A 16,954-nucleotide genomic window follows, 5' to 3' on the forward strand; every position below is an offset into this window, starting at 1 on the left:
ATGATTCATTTATTCTATGCATGACCGTCCCATAGGTTGCCCGCAGATCTGCGGGCAATGGATTATTTTCCGAACACACCTTTCAACACAAAGGCAACGTTTGCTGGTCTCTCTGCAAGCCTTCTCATGAAATATCCATACCAGTCATTTCCATAAGGGACATAGACCCGCATTTTATATCCTTCTTTTACTAACTCCTCTTGCCTTTCCACCCTGATTCCATAGAGCATTTGAAATTCGAATTGTTCCTTTGATATATCCTTTTCCTCAACAAGAGATTTCGTATATTCAATCATTCGATCATCGTGACTGGCTACAGCTGTATAATTTCCGTTCAGCAAATGGATACGAATGATTTTTTTCAAATTTTCATCTACATCTTTCTTGTCAGGAAAAGCAACCTTCGGCGACTCTTTATAAGCACCTTTCACAAGTCTTAAATTGGGATTATACTCGTCGAGTTCTTTTATATCCTCTACGGTACGGTATAAATAAGACTGTAATACGGTTCCGATATGCTCATAATCCTCACGCAGCTTTTTAAAAATTTCCAGTGTCTTTTCGCATCTTTCATAATCCTCCATGTCAATGGTGACAAACACATCTTTTTCTTCAGCGACATCCAGGATCCTGCGCATATTCTCCATGACAAGGTCTTCTGATATATCAAGACCCATGGACGTTAACTTCAAAGAAAGCTGGGAGTCCAACTGATGTTCTGCAATCGCTTCGATCGCTTTTATACAACCTTCCGCTGCTTCCCTTGCTTCCGATTCACTATCAATAAATTCCCCCAGGTGGTCGATGGTCACAGCCATCCCCTTCTTGTTCAACTCTTTGATTGTTTCAACAGCATCCGGAACAGTTTCTCCAGCTACAAACTTCCCGGCACCAAAGCGAAGACCGTATTTCTTTGCCAGCTTTGTAAAGAAGCGATTTTTTGATAAAAAAAGAAAAAAGTTTCTGAGTATCCGTTCCATTCTCCAACCCCCTAAACCTTGTTCCCGCTCACAAAAATAGTTCTGATTTTTCTGTCATGTAATCGTTAACATACTACTATTTTATCATTTATCAGATAAAATGGGTAAAAATAATGTTTCGTTCGACAAACTCCTGTTCTTTCACTAAAGCCATTCCTACCTTTTAGTCACGATATATTTCTCTTATAGAAACGAGAAGGAAGGTCATAATAAAAAATGAAAAACGAAGGAGGAATCGTGATGCAACAACAAAACCAATCCATGCAACAATCCCAGCCTATGTCTCAAGTTCCCAACATCGTAAGCACAAAAGATCAGCTTTACCTTGCGGATATGCTGTCCTGGAATTTGAATGCCTGTAAGAAAGCTCACTTCTTTGCTCAAAATTGCCAAACACCGGAAATACAAGCCGCTTTAGAGGAAGCAGGTCAAATGCATCAGCGTCATTATGATAAGCTGCTTAATCATTTAAATTCTCAATCCCAAACAACCAACTGAGGAGGAGCACTATGAATCAAACTCAAAAGATACAAAATCCTGAAACAAACGTCCCTAAAACTCCACAAATGAATGAAAGAGATTTTGTTAATGATCAGCTGACAACCGAAAAGTACATGACCGCTTCTTACAACATCGCGTTGAATGAAGCTAGCAATCAAAACCTTTATCAAGATCTTGCTACAATCTTCAAAGAAACCCAGGACTGTCAACGCAACTTATATAACCTCATGTTTAAAAACGGATGGTACGCCCTTGAGCAGGCGGAAAAACAAAAAATCGATCAGACGTATCAACAATTCACAGGGTACAAGACCCAATTGCCATACAATGTACAGTAGTTAATACCGATTGTAGAGCTAAAAAAGAAGCCCGGTATTCCGGGCTTCTCTTTGTTTACCCTACTGGCTCATATCCTTGAGCTTCTACGGCTTCCTTCATCAACTTTTTGCTTACAAAAGCTTCATCATATGTGATATTTACTTTCCCACTGTCTAGATCAACTTCAACACCATGGACGCCTTCCAATTCTTGAAGGGCACCCTTCACGGACTTCTCGCAGTGATTACAAGTCATACCATTTACTTCTAAAGTCATCTCCATGTTCTTACACCCTTTCTGAATCTAAGCTCATATTGAACTATTCCACAAAGGAATGATTTTTTAACATATTTTTTATCATGACCTTTGAATACTTAAAAACCCGCTTCCTCATTTAAGGAGCGGGTAGTTTTAATCACTGCAATATTTCTTTAATGCCTGATGCAGAGAATTCATAAAAGTAATTTCCGAAGAAAAATGTATCATTTGGATCCGTTTCACCTGCTCTGGACGAACTCCGGTGATGATGACTTGTGAGCCCATGTAACATAAGGATGTCATTAAATTTTTCAATAGTTGGGCTCCATCCTCGTCGATTTGTCCTACTGCCGTAAAATCAAAAAGAACCCTCTCTGTATCCCCGTTCTGTGTGGCTTGCAGCAATGGCTCTTCCACTGAGTACATTTTATCAGCCGTAATATGACCAAAGAGCGGAACTAAGGCGGTTTCTTCCGTTAGGCGTATAAACGGAGCCGAGAGTCGATTCCCATGTTGGATTGCGTCTTCCAATTTCTCTTTTTCTTCAAGCAGTTGAAAGTTTGTATCATTCAAACGGGACCGCAATTGATCCATGGTTTTGGTAACTTTCGATAACTGTTCATCTTTTGGTATGATCAACACTTCTGCATACAAATCATTTTTCCACTTCACATGCATATCGCATGTAATAGGGTTCTGCTTTTCATCAGAAGGCTTGATTGCAATTTCTACAGAAAGTTTATGAACATCCGGGGTGACCCATTTCTCAATCTTGGTGAGGCTTCCTTCGTCCATAACATTTAAAAGATTGTTTATTTCGCCGAACATCTCAACAGCCTCATCCGATAAGGATTCAATCTTAAAGTTTTTATTGATGATAAAGTGTGGCAAAGGAAAGCTGCGTTCAACTCGTTTCATTGATCGTTTCTTCCCTTCCTTCATTGAACCAACGTTTAAGATGATCCAGATCCTTGACAACCATCACGTGTTCAGATTCAAATTCTTTCAAGTCGTACTTCTTCACTATCCTTCCGCCAATCATAATCAGCGGATTCCATTCTAATTGAGAAAACCGCTCCAACAACCTCTTAATTGTTTTGAGACGATAAGGCAAGGCTGCTGATATTCCAATGACATCAGGTCTGTATTTTTCGATTTGGGTGAAAGAGTGTTCTAAAGGAAGGTCCGGTCCCAAATAACGCACTCTCCATCCATGATCTTTAAACGTATCCGCCACCATTTTCAAACCTATGTAATGCTGTTCTTCTTCTACACCGAATAACATAGCTTTGAAGTTTTTTTGGTGTCTTCTACTTACAAGACCGCTTTCTGAATGAAGTTTTGAAAGCACGAAGTCGCAGATGGCTGTAGCCAGGTGTTCGTCAGCAACGGATATTTCATTTCTCTCCCAAAGTTCGCCAATATAATACATGGCGGGAGTAATAATATCTTCATACAAATATGCTCTCGGATGTTTTTCTAATAAAGTTTTAATATATTCTTCTGCCCCTTGTTCATCCCCTTGAAGGAAATAATGGGCTAAAATTTCGTGTTGCACGTCCAAAGTATTCACCTCTTTGAAAGTGTATGCAAATGTTGTAAGGCCTCGTCCAAATATTTGATATAACACTGTTTTTCGACCTCGTCCACAACCTCCATGTCTTTAAGAAGGCGTACCAGGCGTTCATAATTATCAATGATCAGTGAAGTAGGAACTTCCCTCGAGGTAAGGACTGTATTCAGCCACTTCGTATAATCAATAAAAAAATCGACACTCTCCATCTCATAGGCCGCCTGCAAATGATCTAAATGATGGAAGTTATCTTCTTCGGTCCGGTCTCTTCCGTTCTGGCCGAATTTTTCCCAAAGGTATGGATAAGCCTCATAAATTTCATCTGCTACTAATTGAACTAAGCGGCTCTGCTCCGACTTATTCACGTTGCGACCACCTCGTATTTAGATACCTTAGGCACGATCCCCTGAAGTTCCTGATCGGGATATTGCTTTTCTAATTCATGGATTTTCTTGAATTGTTCACTACGGGCCCAATTGAGGTATGCCTCTTTAGATTCCCATTCCAAGTGTACCGTTAGTTCCCCAGGTTTCCTGTCGTTCTGCAGGAGTTGAAAGGAAATAAAACCATCCGCCTGGTCTACAAGACGGGATCGTTTTCTATATATATCAATTAAATCATCTGCTTTATGGTCTGGTACCTGCACCATAGAATCTACGACAAACATGTGTCATTCCCCAATCTATTTATTTTCATTAAATAATATTTTATCATACCTTTTTCTTCTATGTATAATGTTAAGATTCTCCTTAAGCTGTCCAATAAATGCACATAAACCTCTTGGGGATATATAAATGAAGACCTAGACTTTAGAGCCGCAGGTTGCTCCTATTCGAAACGAAGGAACGCCTCTTTTGTAGTCCAGAACTCTCCATACATTAAAAAAGGTGCCGGCTATCACACCAGCACCTTCTTCCTTTCTCCTACTATTGTACAACTTCCTCAAGTACATGCATCTCTTCATGATCCAGAAGATTTTTGTTGATCATATCATCCGCTTCTTTATTCATGTTATCCTGCAAGTCTTTCAGCTCTTCTTTATCACCGACAAGGTAGAAGCGCTCCCAGCCATAATCTTTGGCTAGTTTATCAATCTTAGGAGCTACACTCTTATACCAACGATAACGATTGGCCTCAAAGCGCTCTTGAAATTGATCCCTCTTAGAAGTTTTGGCACCACCGGACCCCATAGAAGGCTGAGCACGGTGCGGCCCTTGATGCTGTCTCCAATCTTCCGTATCCAGATCAAGTTCAAACAACTGAGTATCATTCAACGTTCCAAGCTCTGCATCAATCAATTTAATTTGATTTTTCTGAGTTAAGATGATTCCTGTCTTAGGGAACTTATTCTGCATTTCTTTCAATTGATCCAGGACAGGAGTTTCTTCCCAGTAGAATTCTGTTTTTACGGGCATTTGGAAACGCTCCGCAAACCATACCGTTTCATCGCCAGTGGCGAATAGGACAACACTTTTAGCAAAGTTCTGCTCATTTTCTTCTATGAACTGCTCCACTTTTTCTTTTACTGCCCAATAGTTTCTCTTTTCGTCCGAATCGCCATCTTCTTGAAGATAGGATTCGAAATTATTTAATCCGTTCTTCAAATGGATCTTCCATTCTCCCCCTTGTTGATCAGGGTCGGAAGGGTCGGTGTTTAAATACATCGTAAATACTTTTTGTGGTTTTTCTAAATGTACTGCCTCTAGTTTCTTTATTTCTTTATTTAAGTCCATAAAACAGCGACTCCTTTCAAGAATTGTAAATCGAATCTATTCTGTATGTTTCCTGAAAAAGAAGTGCTTAAACTCATTTCCTAGAGGTCATTGCTTTTTTTCTTCATGATTTTTTGTTTCAATTGTTTCAAATCAAGCTCAAATTGCTCTTTTTCCTCCGGCGTTAACGCTTGACTGCCATACCGTACTCTTTGATAAAGGGAGGTTGATTCTATATCAAGTCCAATCCTATGAAACCAGTCTTCCAGTGATTCATTTGTAAATCTGCCCATTCCATTACGAGCGGCAAAACGTTCAAATGTGCGGAACTTTTTTCTTACCTGATCTTCTGCCCGCGACCTATGAAAAGCAAAAGAAGAAGATGACGTCTTTCTCTCTCCTTCCTCATACACATGGTATTGATAGTTGAGAGGATCAGAGACGGTTTCCATTTCCATGGTCGCTTTTTTTCTTAAAAAGAAAAGGATGACCAAGCCCAAAAGAAGTGCAACAACTATAAAGATGACGGTTCCTGTTTCAATCGCTTCTACTACTTTCTTGGTAGTTTCTTGAGTGCTATCATTCATTCGCTGCAGTTCTTCTTGTCTTTCTTGAGATGAAATCTCTATTTTCGGCAAAGAACCCTCTTCCATAGGCTCTATTTTAGAAACATCAAGGCCTATCTTTGCAAGGAGTGTCAAAATCCCGTTGACACCTAGGAGAAATGTGTATGAAATCCCACTCCAGAGTGTTCCAATCATTGAGCGTAGATATGGAAAAAGAAGCAACAAAACAGATGTCCCCGTGATTATAGAGAAAAAGAGGACAAAAAGACTTATCCCTCCCCCTTTTCTTTCCCTTTTCCCTACATTGTAATAATGTGATGACGCATACCCTCCCCACGTTACAACATATAAGGAAACCAGTGCATAGACCACGTCCCAGGATTGGAAAAAGAAAATCATGATAAAAGCTATAATGGACGTGAACAAAATCAATGATATTTCATGATTCAAATCAGGCTCTTTCTCATGAAGGTAATATCTCCATGCTAAAAATGATCCGACAATGAATCCTGGTAAAAAACCCGCTTCCACAAAATAGGCCGTCGCTATGACCCCCGCTAAACTAACCAGGTAAGGGAAAAGACCCGGCAACCACTTTCTTAATAGAAAAAACAGACTGATACTAACGATGACATACGTACTATACAGAACATAGGAAAGGGATGGGAACGTCCATTGAACCAAAGGAAAAAGAAGCACGAAGAAAAGCATGGCTTCCCCCAAGGTCTGATAAACAAAAATGATAATCTTTTTACCTTCCACCATATTCAAGCACCTCCTCTTTGTAAGGCAGGGCGTAAATAGGCAGATGAGTCATCCATCTGCACCTGAAGTACAACAGTACCTTGCGATTGCCATTCTCTTAACTTATCTACAATTCCATCAGGAATCTCTCCAACAATAAGAACAACTTTACTGTTTAAGCCTCGCGGTCCCAACCAGTGAAACAATTGGTCTATAGGCAGCAGCCGATGTTGTTTATCAATGCGTGCCAACATTTCCAGGGATTGTCGTAAATGAACGTTTCCCTCTCCTTTTTGTTGATGAAAATACGGGTTTCTTTGAGGTTTGCGCATATTAATGATCATCTCATATGGTTTGCCGAGTTCTGTAGCCGTATAGCATAAATAGCATGCGTAGGATAATAATGACTCAAGGCGAGGAGACAAACGTTCATTTCCTAGTCTCGTTTGTTCCACTACGTTGACGATGATCGTCCAACTCCCATTCACCTCGCGCTCCAACACTTTCGTCTTCAAAGATTGTGATTTCGCACTCGCTTTCCAGTGAATTTTATGAAAGGCGTCTCCCTGTTCGTAATCCCGCGTACCGACAGGTGTTAAAACATCTTCATAGGGAGAAAAACTTGTGCGTTGTTCCCCGATGGACGGATGAATATATTCTTTGACTCCCAGAACAGGTTCCGGAGTTGGGTAAACGATAAACTCTGTTAGATACGGTTTTTTGTACCCCACTTTTATAGGAGTGAAATTCAGTAAATGGGGAAATCGGAACGACATATTCTTTACTTTTGTTACCCCGCGCTTTTCAGCTCTCAGTGGAATATGCACAACGGACTCCCCACGACTCACTAATGAAAAGGGTAATTTATAAGAATAGGAATGGTTCAATTCGTTCATCATCTCACTGTTACTACTCACCGTTTTCCCTGTTTCAAAAGACAATGTTCCATTGAGCATAGGCACCCGTGAATAATTGTTCACATGGAGATCCCATTCAGCTTTATCTCCTGGAAACAACCGAATTGAACGTTTAACATTTTGCAGTTCAAAATCAGAACCACTGTAATGATCGAAAATCTTACTTCCAAGTAAAAATATAAGGAGAAGACCTGTAGGAAAATAGAAAATCGGCTGGTTAACGATTACTCCCCCTAATCCAGTGAGGATGACCGCAGCTAAAACCCCATCGTAAAATCTTCTTCCCAATCCCAGTTGTTTTTCCCAATGAGTCACTGTATTGAACCTGCTTCAACGGGAACAGGAACTTCCTGAATCACTTCGCGGATCACCTGTTCTTTTGTTTTCCTTATAGCCCCCTCCATAGAAAGCACAATGCGGTGTTCTAACACATAAGGAGCTAAGAATTTCACATCCTCAGGGCGTACAAAATCATTCCCAGCTAGTAACGCCCGCGCCTGAGTCGCTCTCATAAAAGCGAGAGCTCCCCTGGTACTGACTCCCAACTCAATATCTTCACTTTTCCGTGTCAAACGAACGAGGTCCAAAAGATAGTTCATAGTATCTTCAGCTATGGCAATCTCTTTTGATTTTGCTCGAATTTCCAAAATTTCTTCTAATGAAATTTGTGGCGTCAAAGTATCAAAAGGTTCATTCTTTTGGTATGTCCATAGAATATTCTTTTCTTCCTGTTCTGTCGGGTACCCGAGATCGATTTTAAATAAAAACCGATCTAATTGGGCTTCAGGTAGAGGAAACGTGCCTTGGTTTCCTTCCACAGGGTTCTGAGTGGCTATCACAAAGAGTGGGGGGGCAATTTGTAATGTTTCCCCATCCACGGTCGTTTGTTTTTCTTCCATGACCTCAAGCAAACTGGATTGTGTCTTCGGAGTCGCCCGGTTGATTTCATCGGCAAGGAGGACATTGGTCATGACCGGACCTTCACGCAATTCGAATTCTTGTGTTTTCGGATTGAAGAATTGAATGCCTGTAACATCACTTGGAAGGACATCTGGAGTGAATTGAACTCTTGAAAAATGACCATCCATCACTTTAGCAAAGCTTTTCGCTAGTTTCGTCTTTCCAGAGCCGGGCACACTTTCAAGAAGTGTGTGTCCATCTGCAATGATAGAGACAAACAGAAGCTCTACAACCTCATCTTTACCGAGTATGACTCGACCGATTGCCTCTTTCGCTTTTCTTATTTTCTCTATACTCATTATGTAAAAACTCCCTTGTACTACATCTTCAGTTCCTCATTATACCAAATTATGTTAGACTTTTTTTCAATTCATATGGTTCCAGGTGGAAGACGAGTAATGGATGCTCAGCTGGGTGTGGGAGAAAGCGGCTCCCGATTTACAGGATTTTAACCATTGCTGAACCCGCATACAGAAATCGCAAAATTTAATGTGTGGATCTTCATGTTTGTTCAAGAACATAAAAGACCTGCTCAAAAAAGAGCAGGTCTTTAGTGCTGTTATTCTTTTGTCCATTCATCGATAAGGTCTTGGTGCTCATCCACCCACTTTTGAGCACCTTCCTGGGCATCGCCAGCTTCATTTATGCTAGCCATAAGACTGCCAAGCTCGTCATCATTTAACATAAAGTTGTCAAACCATTTGACCACTTGAGGTTGATCCTCTTCTAAACCTTTACGTGCAGCATAAGAGATATTTTCGGAATCGCCATAAACATTCTTAGGATCTTCCAAGAACTTCAAATCCATTTCAGAGAATACCCAGTGTGGCTTCCATAACGTCGCAATAATAGGTTCTTCACTTTCCATGGAACTCTTCAACTCTGTAATCATCGTTGGCTCTGAGGATGCTGCAAGAGTATAATCCAAGTCATATTCGTTAATGACTTCTTCTGTCAGAGACATGATACTTGCCCCAGCATCAATCCCTACAATCTGCTTGTCAGGGAAGGCATCAGAACCTTTTAAATCTTCGATTGAATTGACATCTTCCATATAACTCGGTACCGCAAGACCTAATTTTGTTCCTTCATACCAAGTTTCACGCCAGTCGATATCTTCTTTATATTTTTCATAAAACGCTTTGTCCGTGTTCGGAAGCCAGATTTCCATACCAATATCCAAATCCCCGCTGGATAAAGCTTCATATAGGAAACCTTTTTCGACTTGTTCCAGCTCTACAGTGTAGCCCTTCTCTTCAAGGACAAGTTTCCACATATTTGATACGGCAACATTCTCCGCCCAGTTGTTCATACCAATTCGGACGGTTCCTTTTTCTTCAGAAGTTTCGGCATTTTCACCTTCGTTTTCGTTACCATTTGATGCATCTTCCCCCGACTCGCCGCCACAAGCAGCTAAAGTTAAGAGAATTCCAAGCAATACAGCCGGTAACCATTTACGCCATTGTTTCATAACAAATGACCTCCTCTAAGTATTCATTGCATTATTATGTGATTCAGGAATTAAACACAATTTGAAATTATACCATTAAGTAATTTAAGTTCAAACAATTTAAACTGTACAACATGTATTAATGCATGAATATTCCACACCAGGTCATCCATATAATGGATGACCTGGTGTGGTTTTATTTACCAATTATTGTTTTTTGTGAGCGCGGCGGTCTGCAGCTTCCGCTCTTTGTTGAGCGATTTTATCTTCGCGATCCGCTAATTCTTCAGAGAACTCTACATCAATGTTCTTCTGATTCTTAGGAGTTTGAGGTAACTTGCGTTTCTGTTTCCCTTTGTTCTTACGGTGTTCGTCTCTACCCATGTTTTTCCCCTCCTTTTTAATTGGAACAATGATAGTATTTTTCGAATCACCAAAAATATTCTTTAGAATGGGCTCTAGTTTCCGAATAACTTGGTTCGAATGTTCATGTAGCGAAGGTATATATACCACTCATTAAAAGAACTCAATTGGACTTGACGTTATCAACAAGGCGGCGGGAAAAAGTATCTCCATTCAAATTAATCCACCTACATTAAAGAAAATGTGGATGGCTTCCATTTATTAAAAAAGTGTTCCTGTTGAATTTATGAAAACCCGATTGTTGACTCTCCTTCACCCTTTCCATTTGAAATAATCGGGAGTGATTTCCATTAAATACAAAGGAAAGAAAAACACCTCCAAGTGTAAGTAATATTACAACTTTGGAGGTGTTTTATTAGGTGACTCTCATACAGTGGAGTTTTCTGCTATTGCTGCATGAGTTCTTGTTCATACGTTCGTTGACCACGAGTAATGGAGAAGTAAGCAGTGGCCAATGCGATAAGCACGAAGACCCCTCCAACCGTGGCGTTATGAATAACGGAACTCTGCTCGATGACAATTCCACCGATAGAAGAACCAAAAGCAATCCCGAAATGCAGGGCAGAGTTATTCAGGCTTTGCTGAATATCTGAAGTTTCAGGTGCTGAAGAGATCAGATAATTTTGCTGTGCTGGTGTGACGGCCCAGCTTAATGCACTCCAAATCACCATCACCATTAGAAACAATGGTAGAGAGAACGTGACATGTGGAATCGTGAAAATAGCAATTGCGAAGACGAGAATAATACCGAGGATACTTCTCTCAGATCCAAATTTATCTGATAAGAATCCTCCTACTCCTCCCCCCATAACGGCAGCAACACCGAAGATGAAGTAGACGATACTCACCCAAGTCCCGTTCATCCCCATTTCCGACTTAAGAAATGGAGTCAGATAAGCATACAGAGCAAGGTGACCTGTTAAAAACAAAAAGGAGGTCAGCTGCGCAGAGAAAATCTTTTTATCTTTCAACGTTCTCAATTGCTCCTTAATAGAAAGGACGGGTTTTGGTGCGATTTTCCCTAACGAAATCCAAACGGCCACAATAGAGAGCAGAGTCAGTACACTGATTAGTAAGAATGGGGATCTCCATCCAAAGCTGTTCCCAATCGTCAACCCGATAGGTACTCCAAGAACAAGGGAACCACTGATGCCCATAAAAATGGTACCAATCGCTCTTCCTCTATACTCTTTAGTAACAATTGCAGAAGCAATCGTTACAGCTAGCACCACAAGTAATGAGCCACTCGCAGCTGTTAATACCCTTGCCAGCATAATTGTAGAATAATTCGGACTCAGATAGGCGAGCATGTTTCCTAGAAAGAAAATAACCAACGTGACAAGCATCAGTTTTTTTCGGTCAAACCGGGCGGTTGCCGTTAGTAAAATTGGCGATGCCACCGCAAATACTAAGGAAAAAATAGTGATCAATAGGCCTGCTTGACCAAGAGTAATACCAAGATCATCAGCGACAAGGTCTAAGATCCCACCGATAATCAATTCAACAGTTCCCACAACAAACGCAACAAGTGCTAATAAATAAACTTTTTTATTCATGATTGCATGACCCTTTCTGTTAGGTTACCACTACAATGGTAACCATTAGGAGAAGATAAAACAAGAGGAAATGTTTACGTTTTTCACTCCTCCATGTATTCTAAATCTAAAGCATTGATTAAAAACTTCTGTTCCACTAAAGCTCCCGATTGTGGAAGACTCAGTATCGAGATGTTTCGCGGTTCGTTGCTGGGGTTGAGCTGGGAAGCTATTCAGCCAGCTCCATTGCCCAAACACTCGCTTCATAAGCAGAACAGCAAAGGAATGAAAGAGCACATTCCTTTGCTGTTCTGCTTATGCCAGTCGTGTCTACCAGGGCGATTCCGCATTTGGGAAACTGAGCCTTACACAGCCCTGCCATTCTATTGAATAAGGTTATATTCTACAACTAATCCAAAATCCTGTTCACAAAAAGCGAGGTACATGATGTTACAGAAATTCGGATTCACTCAGTATGAAAGCCAAGTTTTTGAAGTCCTTACAGCAAGTGAAGAGCCTATGGATGCCACATCCATCGTCAAATACTCACAAGTCCCAAAATCAAAAATTTATGAAGTTCTTCAGCGCCTTGTAGAAAAAGGTCTGATTCTCACTTCTTTTCAAGAAAGAAAAAAACTTTACACCGCCCTTTCACTGGAAACGACGATTGAGAAGCTGACGACTGAATTTCAATCCAACATAGATGAAATAAGAAATTCAACTTTTAAACTTCATGATTCAGATGAACGTGTGTGGACCATCCAAAATGATGCTTCCATCAACGCTCTATTAAAAGAGCGGATCCAAACCGCAACGAAAGAAATACTCGTTACTGGATGGAGTGATGAATTGGCTCCTCTGCTCCCCCTTCTGGAAGAAAAAAAGAAAGAAGGGATAAAAGTAGAACTTCTTTCTGTCGGGGAACTGGATTCAGGAAAACTGCATGCGCATGTCCTCCTTCCCGATGAAAAACACGAAGCCCTCGAAAGGCACAAGCTTATCATCATTGATTACAAGGAAATTTTATTTGCCGGCGTGGAGGGTGATGCCTTCCAGGGCATTCATACTTTATCCAAGCCATTAGTAAAGTTCTTTACTGAATTCTTCTATCATGATGTCGCTTTGACTGAAATTACGAAGAAATACGAAGATATACTTATGGCCGATGAAGAAATTAAGGATATTTTAATGAAATTAAGGTACTGATTTTCCATCAAAAAAGGCATCCTTTAAGGATGCCTTTTTTCTATACTTTTTCTACCACATAGGCTTTCTTTTCACGAAAATACTTTTCTCCATCTTCAGAGGAATGTTCAAAAAAACCTTCAAATGAATCGACAACTTTATACTCCCTTTCAGGTTCTGTAAATAGTTGTGAATCGTTGTTGGAAAGAACAAGCACATCTGTTGTGGATACAAAACTGTCTAACTCTTTGGCCTTGTAATTTTTACCGACTTCTACATCGCTTAAACGATATTGTGTCATGATTACATTCCACCTTTCTAGTTCAGGGTTTTCCCAGAAAAATGGATGACCAAACAACAGAACCTTCTAAATCGGCAGCAGCCTTTTGCGATACAAACGTATGATAAATTCTATAAAAAATCGAGGGAATTTTTTCGGGACATAACGGCGCTGATAAAAGGTTTCATATGCTTTTTTCAAATCACGCCAATGCGGACAATCAAACTCCTGTGTGAAGCGAACCACATCAATCACTTTCACTTCACCATCGGTAGTAAGCAGGATATTCTTTAAATGAGTATCAGAAGGGTTGAAACCTAACCGGCACGCAAATTCAAGGGCATCGTCTACACGTCGGACCATCTCTTCTGTAATGGCAACTCCATTGACGAGACAGTCATAAAACGTGATGCCTTCCACGTACTGCATCGTCAAATAACCTTCTCCTTTTTCATGAAAAGCTGGAAAAAACTCATGGTTGTTCAGCTTTTCATAAACTTCCCCTTCAATATGGGCGAGATCCTCGTAACCTGGATAAAAAACCTTAACCGCTATGTCTGTCCCCTTCAATCGGTAGACCACGGCGCTTCTTCCCTGGCCAATCCACTGTAATTCTTTAGGGACAACGATGGGACGATCCCCATCGAACTGTACTTTTCCAACCAAATCTTTGATATTCCCCATAAAGATTCTCCTCTATGAAAAAGCCGTTTTATTTATATCATTATACCAAAATTATCAGAAAAAAAGCGGATTTTTGTTTGACATTGATAATCATTATCAATTATTATTGTTTTAACACCTTGAAAGGAGAATGGCTATGGAGAATACCTTGACCGTTCTACAAACGTTCACATATGAAAAAGGCAACCAAGATTGTACATGCCATGAAATTGTTGAGTTTGTCCAAGGCGATCACCTTCACATCCTCGAAGACCCCTTTTATGTAGATCATGCAGGTTGGTATATTGCTGTTAGAAAAAATGATGCTGATCCTTTTTATATGTCGATCCCTTTTATTGATGAAAAGTATGAAGACCGCTCACTCTATACAGAAATGGATCTTGAATTAGCGGTTCTTGTGCATCAGCACCAAATCGATCAGGCCCTTGTCTCTAAGAATAAATCGGAATTCCTTTACCATAAAAAAGAACTTGATCGTTTAATGATGATGCATCCAAGAGACATGTTGTCTAATAAGCTTTAAGCGTTCTCCAACCAAGTGACGATATAGAAATAAGAGGCGCCGGACAGCGCCTCTTATTTTTGATTTTGTTCCATTTGCTGTTGGGCTCTGCGAATTAATTCTTTTACCATCCGCCCACCGATCTGACCGCCGATTCTACCTGCATCCCTCGTAGACAAATCACCATTGTTGCCTTTTTTCAAAGGGATTCCCTGTTCCTCTGCCACTTCATATTTCGTTTGATCTGGAGAAGATGACTGAAGAAGTTCAGCTTTCATTTGATCGAGCCCTGCTCTTGCTTCCGGAACAAGCAGTTTATTTTTTCGAGCCATCCTCAGTCACGCTGCTTTCCTTTTTTAATATCCTCACCCTTGTGGCTGATCAACTGTCCGTTTTCATCCACTTCATCAATCTTGGCGTCGTACGTACCTTCAGTGAGCGTGTCGGATACCTGCTCCTGTGTAATAGATAAGCCCTGGGAACTGAAGTCGTCCGTGTTTTGTCTAGGATTACGCCGGGGGTTATTTTGTTTTTGCTTCATACCTAACTCCTCCTTTGCGCTTAGCTTTTGCATGTTTGAACAACCCATTCGTTGTAAGCTTTTGCCTGTTGAAAACATGGATAAAAACCGAGCATTATTCCAAAATAAACGATAGGAGGTGTGCTTATGAGTAAGAAAAGTAACGCATTCAAAAGAAATGGCGGCAATACGGTAAACCCACAGGGACTTTCTGAAGATGTCGCCGATCAGCAACCTCGCTCTCAGTTAGAACAAAAAGCAAAAAAAGCGAATGCTAAACGCTAAAAAGCTGACATTTACTTGTCAGCTTTTTTTAATAGGAACGGTTGGATGGTTTCCAACGCATGATTGTCATCATAAATTTGATAAATGGTTTGTGAAAGCCGTACAGGATCCCCGAAGAAAAATCGTTCGTAAAGCGTTTGTCTAGAACCAAAACTGCTCATCGTCAAATCCCAGGCTAACCGAAAAAGGGAAACTCGATCTTTCCCGCTCACATCGACTCCTTGCAAAAAATGGTCAAGTTGCTTTCCGACCTCTCCTTCAAAATCCGCCTTTTGTGGAATTGACATCATTCCGCTGGCACCAAGGATTTGAAGGATCTCAGCAAATCTCGGATAGGATTCTTGAAATTGATTCACAGCCACATATAGCGGTTGCTTTGCAGGAACCATAATCCCTGAAGCATCAACAGACGCTTCCTGTTCGGACTTGATGGCAAGTGCCTTCATAACTTCCAACCCTTTGACTATTTCCACTACTTTACTTTGAACATGTTGATAATCACCGATTTGAATGGTGTCCACGATTCCCTGAGCGATTCCTAATAGAAATTCAGTCTTAATGATCTGTCTTGAAACAATTTGATGTAGCGTAAAAGGAACAAATTTTCCCTGCACATACAGACGGGTCGCTGCTCGGATATTATCGTGGATGAAGACACGCTCCCATGGAACGAGTACATCATCAAAAATGACGATCGTGTCCATCTCTTCAAATCGTGAGGATAAAGGATAATCATAAGATGGACCAGGGTTGGCGAACGATTCTCTACATATAAACTTTAACCCTTTCGTATCGCTCGGAATAGAAAAGCAGTAGGCGTGCGCATTATCCTGTGCACCAGGGGCAGAAAAGACAATGATCTCATCCGTTATTCCCCCTTGTGTTGCCAGAAGTTTAGCTCCTTTAATAATCAAACCTTTGTCGGTCCGGTCCATGATCCGAGCATTGGTGACATCCTCTTCTAAAAAAGCTAACTTTGAACGGTTACTTTGAGGGTTAACAAATGTATGGGTGAACGATAAATCATTCTCTCGGGCATATTCATAAAATTGCAAAAGCCGTTCTGGGTAACAATTCGCTTCTCCGTCCAAAACATCAATGGATGCAGCGAAGGCAGCGAGTACGGTATTCATGTAATCCGGGCTTCTACCCATTACTCCTCCAGAATGAAGAGCCCACCGTTGAATCATTTTCCTCCTTCTTTCTAAATCCCCTTTCGTTCTTGGAATTAAGTAAGACAGCCCCAAACGGTTCCCTGTCGTTTCCGAGGAAAAAGTCATATCATCTTGATTATCACATTGAAGGTCGTAGAGTTCCGACTGGCTGCTGATGATCCCATTAAAAGCAGGGTGTTCAGAAATCTTTCCCGTCACTTTATCACCGGCCACCCACACTTCTGCGTGCATAGCATCAATCCGTTTTATATAATCTTTTCCTGAAATCACCGGCATGATATCACTCCTGATTTTCGCAATCACTGAAAATAACTGATATCATACCATATTAATTTGGCGGGGAATTGTGCTTTATAAACAAGAAAAAGAAACGCCTGGAGGACTCA

At 40.7% G+C, this 16,954-nt stretch carries 23 protein-coding genes; 5 read left to right on the forward strand and 18 right to left on the reverse strand.

From position 1 onward, the window contains the following. Positions 1-62: 62 nt before the first annotated feature. Positions 63-980 (reverse strand): proline dehydrogenase family protein, encoded by a 918-nt coding sequence (locus K2225_RS06905; protein ID WP_220584087.1) that lies wholly within the window; start codon positions 978-980, stop codon positions 63-65. A gap of 240 nt (positions 981-1,220) precedes the next feature. On the opposite strand from K2225_RS06905, the gene K2225_RS06910 reads away from it, so the two are divergent. Then, positions 1,221-1,478: a hypothetical protein gene (locus tag K2225_RS06910; protein WP_146816734.1), complete on the forward strand. Its 258-nt coding sequence runs from the start codon at positions 1,221-1,223 to the stop codon at positions 1,476-1,478. Positions 1,479-1,489: 11 nt separating this feature from the next. Next, complete coding sequence (locus K2225_RS06915; RefSeq protein WP_146816736.1) at positions 1,490-1,819, forward strand: spore coat protein; 330 nt, start codon at positions 1,490-1,492, stop codon at positions 1,817-1,819. A gap of 55 nt (positions 1,820-1,874) precedes the next feature. Here K2225_RS06915 and copZ read toward each other — a convergent pair whose 3' ends face one another. The 12 genes from copZ to K2225_RS06975 all read right to left on the reverse strand — a co-directional run bounded on the left by copZ (position 1,875) and on the right by K2225_RS06975 (position 11,958). Then, on the reverse strand, positions 1,875-2,081 hold the full coding sequence (gene copZ, locus K2225_RS06920; protein ID WP_146816738.1) for a copper chaperone CopZ: 207 nt from the start codon (positions 2,079-2,081) through the stop codon (positions 1,875-1,877). A 129-nt stretch (positions 2,082-2,210) separates the two neighbouring features. Then, on the reverse strand, positions 2,211-2,975 hold the full coding sequence (locus K2225_RS06925) for an STAS domain-containing protein (protein ID WP_220584088.1): 765 nt from the start codon (positions 2,973-2,975) through the stop codon (positions 2,211-2,213). Further along, entirely contained in the window at positions 2,962-3,615 is a 654-nt protein-coding gene (locus K2225_RS06930; protein ID WP_370632745.1) for a cobalamin B12-binding domain-containing protein, read from the reverse strand. The genes K2225_RS06925 and K2225_RS06930 overlap by 14 nt, the downstream gene beginning before the upstream one ends. An 11-nt stretch (positions 3,616-3,626) precedes the next feature. Further along, complete coding sequence (locus K2225_RS06935) at positions 3,627-3,995, reverse strand: hypothetical protein (RefSeq protein ID WP_146816744.1); 369 nt, start codon at positions 3,993-3,995, stop codon at positions 3,627-3,629. Continuing rightward, positions 3,992-4,297 (reverse strand): antibiotic biosynthesis monooxygenase family protein, encoded by a 306-nt coding sequence (locus K2225_RS06940; RefSeq protein ID WP_146816746.1) that lies wholly within the window; start codon positions 4,295-4,297, stop codon positions 3,992-3,994. The genes K2225_RS06935 and K2225_RS06940 overlap by 4 nt, the downstream gene beginning before the upstream one ends. A 259-nt stretch (positions 4,298-4,556) precedes the next feature. Beyond that, positions 4,557-5,363, reverse strand: coding sequence for a VLRF1 family aeRF1-type release factor (locus tag K2225_RS06945; RefSeq protein ID WP_220584090.1), 807 nt, complete (start codon positions 5,361-5,363; stop codon positions 4,557-4,559). 80 nt (positions 5,364-5,443) lie between these two features. Further along, entirely contained in the window at positions 5,444-6,673 is a 1,230-nt protein-coding gene (locus K2225_RS06950) for a hypothetical protein (protein WP_220584091.1), read from the reverse strand. A 2-nt stretch (positions 6,674-6,675) separates the two neighbouring features. Further along, entirely contained in the window at positions 6,676-7,884 is a 1,209-nt protein-coding gene (locus K2225_RS20185) for a DUF58 domain-containing protein (RefSeq protein WP_220584092.1), read from the reverse strand. Further along, entirely contained in the window at positions 7,881-8,828 is a 948-nt protein-coding gene (locus K2225_RS06960) for an AAA family ATPase (protein ID WP_220584093.1), read from the reverse strand. Before K2225_RS06960 ends, K2225_RS20185 begins: the two co-directional genes overlap by 4 nt. 260 nt (positions 8,829-9,088) lie before the next feature. Then, on the reverse strand, positions 9,089-10,000 hold the full coding sequence (locus tag K2225_RS06965; protein WP_220584094.1) for a glycine betaine ABC transporter substrate-binding protein: 912 nt from the start codon (positions 9,998-10,000) through the stop codon (positions 9,089-9,091). A 186-nt stretch (positions 10,001-10,186) separates the two neighbouring features. Continuing rightward, the gene (locus tag K2225_RS06970; protein WP_089654190.1) at positions 10,187-10,363 is read right to left on the reverse strand and encodes a YfhD family protein; all 177 of its coding nucleotides are present in this window, start codon (positions 10,361-10,363) and stop codon (positions 10,187-10,189) included. A gap of 425 nt (positions 10,364-10,788) precedes the next feature. Next, positions 10,789-11,958 (reverse strand): MFS transporter, encoded by a 1,170-nt coding sequence (locus tag K2225_RS06975; RefSeq protein ID WP_220584095.1) that lies wholly within the window; start codon positions 11,956-11,958, stop codon positions 10,789-10,791. Between the two features lie 426 nt (positions 11,959-12,384). Between K2225_RS06975 and K2225_RS06980 the strand changes: the two genes are divergently transcribed. Continuing rightward, a complete protein-coding gene (locus K2225_RS06980; protein ID WP_220584096.1) occupies positions 12,385-13,143 on the forward strand; it encodes a TrmB family transcriptional regulator in 759 nt (252 codons plus the stop codon). A 40-nt stretch (positions 13,144-13,183) separates the two neighbouring features. Here K2225_RS06980 and K2225_RS06985 read toward each other — a convergent pair whose 3' ends face one another. Together K2225_RS06985 and K2225_RS06990 are read right to left on the reverse strand one after the other, a co-directional pair. Continuing rightward, positions 13,184-13,423 (reverse strand): hypothetical protein, encoded by a 240-nt coding sequence (locus tag K2225_RS06985; RefSeq protein ID WP_146816760.1) that lies wholly within the window; start codon positions 13,421-13,423, stop codon positions 13,184-13,186. Positions 13,424-13,489: 66 nt separating this feature from the next. After that, on the reverse strand, positions 13,490-14,086 hold the full coding sequence (locus K2225_RS06990; RefSeq protein ID WP_220584097.1) for a serine/threonine-protein kinase: 597 nt from the start codon (positions 14,084-14,086) through the stop codon (positions 13,490-13,492). Between the two features lie 136 nt (positions 14,087-14,222). On the opposite strand from K2225_RS06990, the gene K2225_RS06995 reads away from it, so the two are divergent. Then, entirely contained in the window at positions 14,223-14,609 is a 387-nt protein-coding gene (locus tag K2225_RS06995; protein ID WP_220584098.1) for a hypothetical protein, read from the forward strand. A gap of 53 nt (positions 14,610-14,662) precedes the next feature. Here the strand turns inward: K2225_RS06995 and K2225_RS07000 are convergent, their stop codons facing one another. Both K2225_RS07000 and K2225_RS07005 read right to left on the reverse strand, forming a co-directional pair. Then, positions 14,663-14,920 (reverse strand): alpha/beta-type small acid-soluble spore protein, encoded by a 258-nt coding sequence (locus tag K2225_RS07000; protein ID WP_220584099.1) that lies wholly within the window; start codon positions 14,918-14,920, stop codon positions 14,663-14,665. A gap of 2 nt (positions 14,921-14,922) precedes the next feature. Next, entirely contained in the window at positions 14,923-15,129 is a 207-nt protein-coding gene (locus K2225_RS07005; protein WP_146816768.1) for a YozQ family protein, read from the reverse strand. Positions 15,130-15,255: 126 nt separating this feature from the next. On the opposite strand from K2225_RS07005, the gene K2225_RS07010 reads away from it, so the two are divergent. Then, positions 15,256-15,393, forward strand: a complete 138-nt coding sequence (locus K2225_RS07010) for a hypothetical protein (RefSeq protein WP_220584100.1) — start codon at positions 15,256-15,258, stop codon at positions 15,391-15,393. 11 nt (positions 15,394-15,404) lie between these two features. On the opposite strand, the gene hpaB is transcribed toward K2225_RS07010, so the two are convergent. After that, positions 15,405-16,844, reverse strand: a complete 1,440-nt coding sequence (gene hpaB, locus K2225_RS07015; RefSeq protein WP_220584101.1) for a 4-hydroxyphenylacetate 3-monooxygenase, oxygenase component — start codon at positions 16,842-16,844, stop codon at positions 15,405-15,407. Between the last annotated feature and the right edge of the window lie 110 nt (positions 16,845-16,954).

Origin of the sequence: Halobacillus sp. Nhm2S1 (assembly GCF_019599545.1) — a bacterium.
In the GTDB taxonomy this organism is placed as follows: Bacteria; Bacillota; Bacilli; order Bacillales; family Halobacillaceae; genus Halobacillus.